The sequence below is a fragment of the Synergistaceae bacterium genome (assembly GCA_012521675.1).
Lineage (GTDB): Bacteria > Synergistota > Synergistia > Synergistales > Aminobacteriaceae > JAAYLU01.
Window position 1 is genome coordinate 22,898 of sequence record JAAYLU010000091.1, and the last position, 11,388, is coordinate 34,285.

Sequence of the window (11,388 nt, forward strand, 5' to 3'; positions counted from 1 at the left end):
CCCGCACTCGAGGACGACTCGTCTCCGCGTCACCACGTCAGCCTCCACAGCGAATTCTCCCTGTCGATGCCGAGCACCTTGCTCCTGAGGGTGCGGAAGAGGAGCATCCTCTGAGCCGTGACGACGCGGACCCGACCCTCCTCCATCCATTGAATCTTGTACCCCTCCTTAAGAGAGGGACGGAGCCCGGTCGCGTTAACCTGAGCGGCGAACTGTTCCTCGGTGAGAGCCGTGCGGGAGGAGGTCGACAGAAGGTCGTACATGGCGCCCGTCTCCCCTTCGATCCAGTGACGGACGAAGTTCTCGACCGTCCTATCCTTGCCGATGTAGATGGGGGAGACCTCCTCTTCCCGCGGAAGCGGCAGCTCGGGGGCGGGCGGGGGCGCGAGCTCCTCCAGTTCCGTCGTCGTGGCCACGGGCGGCGGAGGCGGAGGCGGAGGCGGAAGAAGCGGCGCGACCGGCTCCGGTGCCTTCGGTTTGGGAGGATCCTTCTTCGGCGCGGGCGGAAGCTCCACCACCACGACCTCGACCTCCGCCGGAGGCGCCGATGCAACAACTACGGGCGGCTCGACGGCGCCGACGAAGGCGAAAGGCTGCTCGTCCTGTATGCCAAGGTTCTTGAGGACCACGACGAAGTCCTTGTCGTCCTGCTTGGGGAAGAAGACCAGCCCCTGCGTAATCCCCGACAGGGGCTGGTCGAACTTGCGCTCGTAGCTGAGCGGCGGCAGCCTCCTGCCGTCGCCCGTCTCCAGCATGATCGCGTGCTCGAACCTGCCGAGGTCGAGCGGGCGGGGGGAGAAGACGTAGACGGTAAGCAGAAAGGGTTCGGTCTCCCCTATCCGCAGCTCGGACGTGAAAGAGCGTCGGTACTGCTCGCTCTCGGGCCCGCTCATTCCGCTGCGCGCGGCCTCCGCCCCCACCCAGGGATCCACGAGCTCCTCCGGGTAGTGCACGAGCCAGACGAGGCAGTCGCGCCCCCAGTGGAACGCGGTCCACCTCTCGAGGATCGACATTGCCTCCGCGACCGAGTCTCCGGCGTCCGACCGTCCGGCTATAAGCAGCAGCACCAAGAGAGCGACCAAGAGCCTCTTCATAAAACCACCCGGCAGTCCGCGCCTCTTGCTACAGCCTGTAGTCGATTATCGCCGATACTCCGACCCCCTGGACCCGCCTGAACCTCTGCAGCGGGTTCTCCGAGTCTATCGGCACGAGGATCTTCACCCTCAGCCTGTCCCTGAAGGAGGCCTCGACCTGGGCCACCGCCTTCGTGGACCCCACGGGCTCCCCCTTCGGACCGGCGACCTGCGCCGCGCCTATGTGAGTCCCGGAGCCGATGGATACGATCGGCACGACCTTGGTGTGGCCCTCGACCTTGACTCCCCTGTTGAGGGTTATGGTGTTGATGAAGTCGTTTATGGGCCCCGCGATGGTCGTGATCACGAACCCGCCTCCGATTACGCCGATCAGGTCGCCCAGATCGAACGCCGCGCAGACCCCGCCGCCCAATAGCAGCATCGCCAGCGACCAGGCCGCGACCGTCTTTTTCCCCTTGCGAATGAACTTCATACCAGGCACTCCCCTCACTGATCCATCATGTCGGAGCCGCTTTCAACAGAGATGTCGTCCGCCGACTCCACAGGGACCACCGCGTCCGGGTCCCTCAGCAGCCCCCTCAGTCCGAGCGGAACCGGGTAGGCCCCGGCCTTGACGGTCTCCTCCGTCTGGCTGAAGACCACGCTGCCTGCGGGAAGCTCCTTGAGGTCGCCTCTGACCAGAAAGCCCGTGACCAGCCCCACCGGTCCGAGAAGAAGCGCTCCGACGACGCTGGTGCCGGCAGCGGCGAGCTGGGCCGACTCCGCCTCGACGGCCTGCTTCGACTCCTCTCCGAAGACCAGGCGGATCGGAGACGGGCCGAGAGGAAACAGGGAGTCCACGCTTATCTTCACCTCGGCGGGACGCCCGAAGCTCCTGGGCTTCGTCACCTCCTCGACGACGGCGGAGACCCGGCTTCCCTTCGGCGCCACCAGTTTGGCGCCCACGACGAGGTCCGAGTCCAATAGGAGGTCTACCGAGTCCCCCTTCTTCGCGCTCTTCGGCGAGAGAGGGTAGGCCAGCGAGGCCCTGATGATAGTCGCCTCTGGAAGCTCCGCCTCCTCGGCTGCGACAGGATCGGAGAGCAGCAGTCCCAGCACCCTCTCCAGCCGCATGGCTACAGGGCGGTCCACCTGGGGCGTCCCCTCGAGCTGAACCTCCAACCCCTCCACCCTCCTGGTAACGGAGGACAGGACGTCAATCTCTCGGTCGATGGCCCATTCCGCGACTCCCAGCTTGAAGAGGAGCGACGGCTGATACTCCGTGCCCTTCTCCACGAAGTTCAGCAGGGCCGCCTGCCTCTCGGCGATGCTCCCCGGCAGCTCTCGGCCGAACATATCCCTCTCGATCGAGCCAAGGCGGTCGATGAGCCCTCCAGTGTGCTCGATTCCGTACACCAGCCGCTCAACTCTTCCCATGACGTGGAAGGTGGAGGAGTCCTCCTCCGACATCCCCGGAAGCGCGGCTACCACCGTCAAAAGGGCCGCGCACGCAAGCACGAGCACGCTTCGCCTCATTATTTCTCATCCTCCTCGTAGTCCGATCGACACATTTTCACCGCCTCGCCCACGAAGCCCATGAACAGCGGGTGGGGCTTCACCGGCCGGGAGCGGAACTCCGGATGAAACTGAACGCCGACAAACCAGGGATGATCCTTCAACTCCACGATCTCCACCAGGTTCTTCTCCTCGTAGACGCCGGCGATCAGCATCCCCTTTTCCTCAAGGCGCTTTCTGTAGTCGTTGTTGAACTCGTACCTGTGCCTGTGGCGCTCGCTAACACATGAAACGCCGTAGGCAGCGGCAGCCTTGCCGTACCCCGCGAGGGTGCAGGGATAGGCTCCGAGGCGCATCGTTCCGCCCAGGTCGCCGAGCTTTTTCTGATCCTCCATTAAGTGTATCACAGGGTTAGAGCATCCGGGGTCGATCTCCGAGCTATGAGCTCCGGGAAGTCCGCAGACGTGCCTCGCGAATTCCACCACCGCCGCCTGCATCCCGAGGCACAGGCCGAAAAAGGGTATTCCGTTCTCTCGCGCGTAGCGAGCCGCGGAGATCTTTCCCTCGATACCGCGAGCCCCGAAGCCGCCGGGGACGAGTATACCGTGCGCGCCCTCCAGGAGGTCGGCCGCCCCCGTCGCCTCGATAGCCTCGGCCTCGACGGAGCGGATCCTGACCCGCACGTCGTGGTGTATCCCGGCGTGGTGCAGAGCCTCGACGACGCTCAGGTAGGCATCTTTGTGGTTGGCGTACTTTCCGACCACGGCCACCTCCACCTCGCCCGACGGGTTGCAGAAGCCGGAGGCAACCCTCTCCCAATCGGACAGGTCCGGCTCGTCGCGTGACTCCATCGACAGCCCCTTGAGCACGAGCTTGTCGAACCCCTGCTCGTACAGGCTCAGTGGAACCCTGTATATCGTCGGCTCGTCGAGCACCTGTATCACGGCGTCCGGGGGAACGTTGCAGAAGAGAGCCATCTTGTCGCGCATCCCGTCCTCGATGGGGAAGTGAGAGCGGCAGACCAGGATCTGAGGCAGGATGCCTATGCGCCTCAGCTCTTGGACGCTGTGCTGGGTGGGCTTCGTCTTCATCTCGCGTGCGGCCTCCAGCCACGGCACCAGTGTCACGTGGCAGTAGAGCACGTTGTCCCTGCCCACCCTGGAGGCCATCTGCCTGATCGCCTCCAGGAAGGGCTGCCCCTCTATGTCCCCCACCGTGCCTCCTATCTCGGCTATCACTATGTCGCTCTTATCCCCGATGCGGAGGATCCGCCCCTGGATCTCGCTAGTGATATGGGGTATCACCTGCACGGTGCCCCCAAGGTAGTCGCCCCGCCGTTCCTTGGCTATCACGGTGGAGTAGACCTTGCCGGTGGTCACGTTGTTGTCCGCGCACAGTGACTCGTCGATGAAACGCTCGTAGTGCCCAAGATCAAGGTCCGTCTCCGCTCCGTCGTCCGTGACGAAGACCTCTCCGTGCTGAAAGGGGTTCATCGTGCCGGCATCCACGTTTAGATATGGATCCAGCTTGATTATGGACACGCGAAAACCCCTTTTTTTCAGAAGCACCCCCAGGGAAGCGGCGGTTATCCCCTTTCCCAGCGAGGATACCACCCCGCCGGTGACAAACACGTACTTCGCCATTGCCCTCATCCTCCGTGGTCAGTTAAAAAAGATGGACCAGGGATGACCCCGGTCCAGTGTTTCTCGTGTAAGAACGCACCGCACGCGGCCTCACGGCCTATTTCAACAGCCCGAGCGGATTAACCGGGCTCTTACCCCTGCGGATCTCGAAGTGGAGGTGAGGTCCCGTGGTCCTGCCGGTGGTTCCGACGGTGGCTATCGCCTGCCCCTGGGCTATCTTCTGCCCCTTTCGCACGGAAAGGGTGCTGCAGTGGGCGTACAGAGTGGAGTTTCCGTCGTTGTGCTTGATGACCACGACCTTACCGTATCCTCCCATCCAGCCGGAGTATTCGACGACTCCCGCCTTTGAGGCATGGATGGCCCTGCCCCTGGGAGACTTGATATCGATGCCGGTGTGGAAGTCGCGGCGACGAGTGATCGGATGGCGCCTCCAGCCAAACGGGCTGTTGATCTTGCCCACCACCGGCCATCTGTAATTTCTGGATGCCGCGGTGACCTTTCCGGCGGAACCCTTCGCCTGGGTGGTCTCCGGCCTAGCGCCCGGGAGGAAGATCTCCTTGTCAGCGACAAGAGGCTCCGCGTCCTTTCCGTTGGCCTCCTTTATCCTCTCGACCGTGATCGAGAACTTTTTCGCTATTCCCGCCAGGGCGTCTCCCTTTTTCACCTTGTAGAATATGCCGTCCTGGTTGGGCACGCGAAGGGTGATGCCGGGACGGATCACGTTGATATTGTTCAGGTTGTTGCAGCCGATGAGAGTGTCTATCTCCAGGTTCTGCGAGTTGGAGATCGACCAGAGGCTATCGCCCTCCGCGACGACGTAGGCCGTTATCTTGATCGGCAGGACCTTCTCGCGGGCCGCGACAAGCCGAGCCTTCCTCGTGAGCACCTGCTCCAGAGTGGCCTCGACTGCGGAACTGTCGTTGGGTATAAGCAGGATCTGCTTCTCGGAAAGCCTGTTGGCGTTTTTAAGCTCGTTGGCCTTCATTATATCGTTTATAGACACCCCGTGGGCCATAGCTATATCCGACAGGGTCTGTCCCAGCTTGACCACGTGCTCCGTCCAGAGCACGTCGACCTTGGCCAGAACGACCTCCTCGCTCTCCTCTCCAAGGTCCTCCTCGTCCAACAGGAGAGCCTTCTCCCCGTCCTCGCCTACGCTAAGGATGACAGTTTCGTAGTCGGACGCGTAGGAGTCCGCCGGATCTCCGGCTGCCTTGGCGCCTCCCTTGGAGAATGGGGAGCAGGAGACCGCCGAGTTCGCGAACAACGCTCCGTTGATCGTGGCGAACGAACTGTCCCCCATGCTCAGCCCGCCGGGCGAACGGGGCTGGAATACTGTCATCCTGGAGACCCCGAAGCCGGAGCCAAGGCCCGAGCCTCCGTACTGCCCGCCCTTTTGGACGAGGTGCTCGGGGAATTCGAAGCCGCTTTCACCGGCGGTCGTGACACTCTTGGAGGTGAAGGGCATGTCGCCGACGCCCCCTCCTAAGAACCTGGAGAAAGGCCAGTTGAACTCCGCGGCCGAACGACACTCCGCAGCGACTACGCCATCATACGTGTCGGCGTTCTCCGGAGCCGCCGGCCTCTTTTGGGGCGTATCCTCACCCTTGACGGGAAGCAGGCAGGGCTCGACGCACACCCCCCTCGAGGAGAACAGGAAACCGAGGTCGATCTCGCCCTCCAAATCCCCCTCTTCGATGAATGAGTCCGACATCTCGATAACTATGAAGCCCGAGGCCGGGAGGACGAAGTCCTCCGGTGAGGGCGAATCCACAAGGCCGCCCCAAGCTGTGCCCACCGTGCGGTCGGTCGCCTCCAGCACCAGCATGGCGGACGCCGCCAGCATCACGAAAATCGCCAAGTAGCAGCCAAGCCGTCCCGCCGTCATTCGTTTTTTCTTCTTGGCAAGGGTCGACAGGTAGACCCTTCTTTTACCTCTCTCCGAGCTGCCGAATACCCCAAAGGGCGAGGGTGAGTTCCGCTTCCTCAATCACCTCAACCTCCTCCGTCTGCAGAATGAGCCCGCCGCGTCCCGATCTTCCGGCGCGGGGGCAATCAGCCTACCCTTTCTTGATGGTCAACAGGAAGTCCCTGTTGGTGGGAGACTGTTTCAGCTTATCGATTATCAGGTTGAGCGCCCCCGCTTCGTCGACATTTACAATGCGTCGCCGCAGCAGCCATAGGCGGCTGAGCTCGTCCTCGTCGAACAGCAGCTCCTCGTGCCTTGTGCCCGACTTCACTATGTCGATGGCGGGGAAGATACGTTGCTCCGATAGCTTCCTGGAAAGATGAAGCTCCATGTTGCCCGTGCCCTTGAATTCCTCGTATATCACCTCGTCCATGCGGCTGCCCGTGTCGACCAGAGCCGTGCCGATTATCGTCAGGCTTCCGCCCTCCTCTATATTCCGCGCGGCGCCGAAGAAGCGCTTCGGGAAGTAGAGAGCCGCCGGGTCCATTCCTCCCGAAAGGGTTCTCCCGGAAGGAGGCACCACCAGGTTGGACGCCCTCGCCAGGCGTGTTATCGAGTCCAGCAGCAGAACGACGTCCTTGCCAACCTCCACCAGTCGCTTCGCCTTCTCCAGGGCCAGGTTGGCCACCCTGAGATGCTCGTCCGACGGCCTGTCGAAGGTGGAGGCGATAATCTCCCCGTCCACCGAGCGGGTCATGTCGGTGACCTCCTCCGGCCGCTCGTCTATCAGCAACACCATGACGATGACATCCGGGAAGTTGGTCGTCACCGAGTTGGCTATCTTCTTCAGGAGGGTGGTCTTTCCCGCCTTCGGCGGCGAGACCAGAAGCGCCCTCTGCCCCTTGCCTATGGGCGCAAAAAGATCCACCAGGCGAGTGGAAATCTCCCTCGGGTCCGTCTCAAGCACTATCTTCTCGTTGGGAAAGATGGGTGTGATCGAGTTGAAATGCGGCCTCCTGCGCGCCGCCTCCGGGTCGGAGAAGTTGACCATCTCCACCCTCAGCAGAGCCTCGTAGTGCTCCGAGTCGCGCGGCGGGCGTACGAGCCCCCATATCACGTCGCCGTTCCTGAGGCCGAAACGGCGAACCTGCGATGCGGAGACGTAGACGTCGTGATCGCTCGGCAACAGCCCCTTCGGGCGAAGGAAGCCGTACCCCTCCTGCAGGACCTCGAGCGTGCCCCCGCCGAAGCGGTAGTTCAGCTCCTCGGCCTGCGCCCTGAGTATCGCGATGATGAGGTCATCCTTGCGCAGCGAGGAAAAACCGATGACCCCCATCTCCTTCGCGATCTTTCGAAGCTCGGGGTTTAGCAGGCCGGCCAGGTGACCGTATGTATGCCTCGGCTTGGGCGGAAGCCTGGACGGCTCGTCCGGCTCCGGCCTGAGCTGGGCGGTTCTCTGAGCCGTTGCACCGGTGGTGTTCTCCGATGCCTCGGCTAAAACGGTATTATCGGATGACATTGAATCTGCTCCGGGCAGTATGGACGTTGGCGTCCGGAGGGCTTTGGAACCCCTTATCGATGACTATCGGATATGAAAACACGTATCTGGACATCCCCTTCCTGAAAGAGCGCCGTGTCGCTGCGAAAGAATGATTAATTCACGGCGCCATGTAATGACTGAGGTTGTTCCGCTATCTCGAACAGAGTGTCCGAGAACACCCTGTCGAAAAGCGATATCCTCACTGAATAGGCTCCCTTGGGCAACGGCGACCCGTCCTCCAGGAGAAGACAGAACGCCTTGGCGCCGCTGCCCTGTTCCAGCGTTACCTCCTGGGATTGAATCGGGCGCCCCCTGAAAAACCATCTCACCTTCACGTTCTCGCCGTAGCCCGCCCGCGAATAGTCGAACCACAGGCACAGCTGCCGGGTCCCGTAAGAAAAAACAGAGCTGACGCCGACGGGGGTCATATTTCCGTCGACCTCGTCGCAAAGGACTATATTGTGTATCTCGAACGAGCCGGCGGCCTTCTTCGATCGTATCGCCCCGAACGAGAGGACGAGCAGGGAGATGATAGCGAACCCGACCATTGCTAGGAACAACTTCCCGCTCCTGGACATTATACCCACCGCCCCGAAAAAAAGACAAGTACAGAGAGAAGACGATCAAACACTGCCGACGGGCGCAATATCAGTCCAGAGCCGGATGAAACGGCCCCTGGCCCGTGCATTCCAAAAACACTCTACCATGAAAATTATTGGGAGGCAAGAGGAAACAGAGGCAAATAAGATGGTATTCCAGCTAAAACCAACAGATGGAGCGCAAACAGGACAACCCTTATGCAGGGTCCCCCGCTATTTCGGCGGCAATGCCCCTCAGGAACCGGACGACCTCCCTGTGGACGTCCGCCTCGAAACCGTCCACCGTCGGCGCGCAGGCGCGGGTCACCCCGTCGACGGCACCGGCATCGACAAGAGCGGCCAGCATCTCGTCGATCTCGCTCTCCCCGGGTCCGATCCACTCTCGGTTTCTCGCTGACATCAGGGCCGCCAGCGCGTAACCGCCCCAATCGGACACGTCCGTCGGCACCGCCACCGTCGAGGGGGTGACGGAGAGACACTTTGCGTAGCCCGGGAGAGAAGCCGACAGGGCCTCGTGGAGGATGCCCATGCCCGCCTCGTTTCCCCCGTCCCCCACCGCCAGCACCGGGATCCCCCCGTCCATGGCGACCGCCGCGGCATCGTCCAGGGGACAGGTGAAGTCCGAGATGTCCTCCGAGCGCATGTTGTAGTACCTCCCGTCCGCGGCCCGTCCCAATCGTTCGAGGTAGACCAGCAGCGACGGTCGCGACTCGAGCACCTCCGAACCGCTCTCCGCGCAACGGACCTCCGGCCCGCCGACGGAGCGGGAGCAGGCCTCGACCGCCTCCAGGCACAGGGGATCCGTGAACAGCAGCACTCCCTTCCCGAGACGGGAGAGGGCTCGCCCAAGCATGACCGCCCCTCCGGGGCCATCGGTCTCCGGCGCACCGCGGGCGGGCACGAAGAACCCTGTCACGATCACGACCGAGGCCGCACTCCACAGGAGATCGCAGGCGTCGCGAAGGTGTTCCGCCCTCAGAAGAGGCCCCACCCCCCTGCCGGACCTGTCGGAGGCGATCACGCGACGGACTCGGTCGAGGAGAGACACGTCAGACCCCCAGCTTGTCCACCAGGGCCAGCATCTCCGGGTTGAGCTCCTTCTTGGTCCTCCAGGCGTCCTCTATGGGGCAGAGCTCCATCCTGCCGCATATCGAGCCGGTCATGACGCCCGACCTGCCCTCCAGCAGCGACTCCACCGCGAAAGATCCCATGCGCGAGGCCAGTATCGTGTCGAACGACGAAGGGCTTCCTCCGCGCTGGATGTATCCGAGCACCGTGACTCGCGCGTCGTAGCCGCCCGTGTCCTGAAGACTGTCGCGGAGCTCCGTCGCCGACATAACCCCCTCGGCCAGGATTATCAGCGAGTGGGTCTTGCCCCTCTTGCGCGAGTAGTGCAGGCTGTCGCACATCTTCTGGATATCGAGCGGAATTTCCGGCACCACAACGTACTCCGCGCCGGTCGAGATGCCCGCCTCGAGCGCCAGAAAGCCCGAGTCCCTCCCCATCACCTCTACGATGAAGAGCCTGTCGTGGCTGCTGGCCGTGTCGCGCAGCTTCTGCACGGCGGACAGGGCCGTGTTCAGCGCCGTGTCGTAGCCGATGGTGGTATCCGTGCCGGCGATGTCGTTGTCGATGGTCCCCGGCACGCCCACAACTGGCACCCCCATCGCCGCCATCTCCGCCGCACCCCTGAAGGAGCCGTCCCCGCCGATGACCACCAGAGCGTCGATCTTTTTGTTCTCAAGCTTTACCAGCGCCGAGCGAACCCCCGCGTCGGTCTTGAACCGCTCGCTGCGGGCCGTGCGCAGTATCGTCCCGCCCCGGTGTATGATGCCACCCACCGCGGCCCGGTCGAGCACCATGCTGTCGCCGTCCATCAGCCCCTCGAACCCCTTCATGAACCCCAACGTCTCCATGCCGTTGTAGAGCGCGGTTCGCACCACCGCGCGGATGGCGGCGTTCATCCCCGGGGAGTCCCCCCCGCTGGTTAGCACCGCGATTCGTTTCATCATAGGTGGATCGCTCCCCTCTTGGGTGAAAAAAGCAACCTTGACAACCGACCGTATTGATCTATAATTGAGTTACTATGCTCCTTGGCGTTCCTTCGCGGATGCCAATGCGTTTGGAGAGGGGGAAGGTCGAAAGGCCTTTCCCCTCATCTCGTAAGCTCAAGCGCCCCGAGGACTGCCGGTGTAATCTCTCTCCGCTCGTCAACTATGCCCCAGAGTTGGTTATGGTACGTTCCAAACGGTCCGTGAACAAGACGTGTTATTATGCCTTCATTCTTAGCTGCTTCTACTGCGGGGCAAAGATCGCTGTCTCCTGTAACCAGCGCTGCGTAGTCGATTCTCTGCTTCAAGGACGCGAAGACGAAGTCCAGCCCCATCCGAAGATCGACGCCCTTCTGATCGAACATCGGCCTGCCGCTTTCGTCTTCTCCCCTTTTTTCCAATTTCCCGAGGCGCACTTCGCATCGGTCCAGCCTTTCAATAGCATTAAAAAACTTCTGCTTTTTTGATACCCTTTCTCTTTCTTCACAAGTGGGTTCAGGCGATTGATATGGCAAGCAGTCGTAGTAATAGACCCTCCGCACGGCCAAGTCACATGCAATCCACTGCACCAGCCTTGCCACATCGATCCTGATTCTGGGAGACATCTGGAAAGCGATTTTCTGAAGATAACCGCCGTCGATGAATATTCCAATGTATTCCATAAATACACTCCTTCGATTCAGTCGGTTTCCACTGTCCAGCCAGACGCAGCATGACCGCATTATAGGCTCCCGACGAGGGCGTTGCAAGTCACATCCACCCAAAGCACACACAAAAGCCGGGAAGCGCACCGCTCCGCGCTCCCCGGCTATTTGATCGGCGGGTGTGTGTCTACTGCCGCTGAAGCTCTTCGACGCGACTCTCGATGGTGTCTAGCTCGGAGTTAAGCACGGCCAGCTGTCCCTCGAGCTCCTTCTTCTCGGCGTTGAGCTTGTCCAGCCTCTTGATGAGGCGGTCAAGTTCCAGGCGGGCGGCCGCCTTGCCCCTGTAAAGAGCATCCGGGTCGTCACGGTGTACATCCCAGATGAAATCCACAGTCGACAGATGCATAGTGATAC

General features: G+C 61.8%; 11 protein-coding genes. All 11 read right to left on the minus strand.

Annotated features, from left to right (window positions below):
* Nucleotides 1–29: 29 nt before the first annotated feature.
* Complete coding sequence (locus tag GX181_08690) at nucleotides 30–1,094, minus strand: hypothetical protein (GenBank protein ID NLM72016.1); 1,065 nt, start codon at nucleotides 1,092–1,094, stop codon at nucleotides 30–32.
* Between the two features lie 28 nt (nucleotides 1,095–1,122).
* The gene (locus GX181_08695; GenBank protein ID NLM72017.1) at nucleotides 1,123–1,566 is read right to left on the minus strand and encodes a hypothetical protein; all 444 of its coding nucleotides are present in this window, start codon (nucleotides 1,564–1,566) and stop codon (nucleotides 1,123–1,125) included.
* Between the two features lie 14 nt (nucleotides 1,567–1,580).
* Nucleotides 1,581–2,609 (minus strand): hypothetical protein, encoded by a 1,029-nt coding sequence (locus GX181_08700; GenBank protein NLM72018.1) that lies wholly within the window; start codon nucleotides 2,607–2,609, stop codon nucleotides 1,581–1,583.
* Nucleotides 2,609–4,231, minus strand: a complete 1,623-nt coding sequence (locus GX181_08705) for a CTP synthase (protein ID NLM72019.1) — start codon at nucleotides 4,229–4,231, stop codon at nucleotides 2,609–2,611. The genes GX181_08700 and GX181_08705 overlap by 1 nt, the downstream gene beginning before the upstream one ends.
* A gap of 97 nt (nucleotides 4,232–4,328) precedes the next feature.
* Complete coding sequence (locus tag GX181_08710; GenBank protein ID NLM72020.1) at nucleotides 4,329–6,221, minus strand: LysM peptidoglycan-binding domain-containing M23 family metallopeptidase; 1,893 nt, start codon at nucleotides 6,219–6,221, stop codon at nucleotides 4,329–4,331.
* Between the two features lie 70 nt (nucleotides 6,222–6,291).
* Entirely contained in the window at nucleotides 6,292–7,659 is a 1,368-nt protein-coding gene (locus GX181_08715; GenBank protein ID NLM72021.1) for a transcription termination factor Rho, read from the minus strand.
* A 134-nt stretch (nucleotides 7,660–7,793) separates the two neighbouring features.
* Complete coding sequence (locus GX181_08720; protein NLM72022.1) at nucleotides 7,794–8,240, minus strand: hypothetical protein; 447 nt, start codon at nucleotides 8,238–8,240, stop codon at nucleotides 7,794–7,796.
* A 235-nt stretch (nucleotides 8,241–8,475) separates the two neighbouring features.
* The gene (locus GX181_08725) at nucleotides 8,476–9,327 is read right to left on the minus strand and encodes a DUF4392 domain-containing protein (protein NLM72023.1); all 852 of its coding nucleotides are present in this window, start codon (nucleotides 9,325–9,327) and stop codon (nucleotides 8,476–8,478) included.
* A gap of 1 nt (nucleotide 9,328) precedes the next feature.
* A complete protein-coding gene (gene pfkA / locus GX181_08730; protein ID NLM72024.1) occupies nucleotides 9,329–10,288 on the minus strand; it encodes a 6-phosphofructokinase in 960 nt (319 codons plus the stop codon).
* 146 nt (nucleotides 10,289–10,434) lie between these two features.
* Nucleotides 10,435–10,992, minus strand: coding sequence for an NYN domain-containing protein (locus tag GX181_08735; protein ID NLM72025.1), 558 nt, complete (start codon nucleotides 10,990–10,992; stop codon nucleotides 10,435–10,437).
* A gap of 169 nt (nucleotides 10,993–11,161) precedes the next feature.
* The coding region (locus tag GX181_08740) for a hypothetical protein (protein NLM72026.1) at nucleotides 11,162–11,388 on the minus strand (227 nt) is incomplete at its 5' end.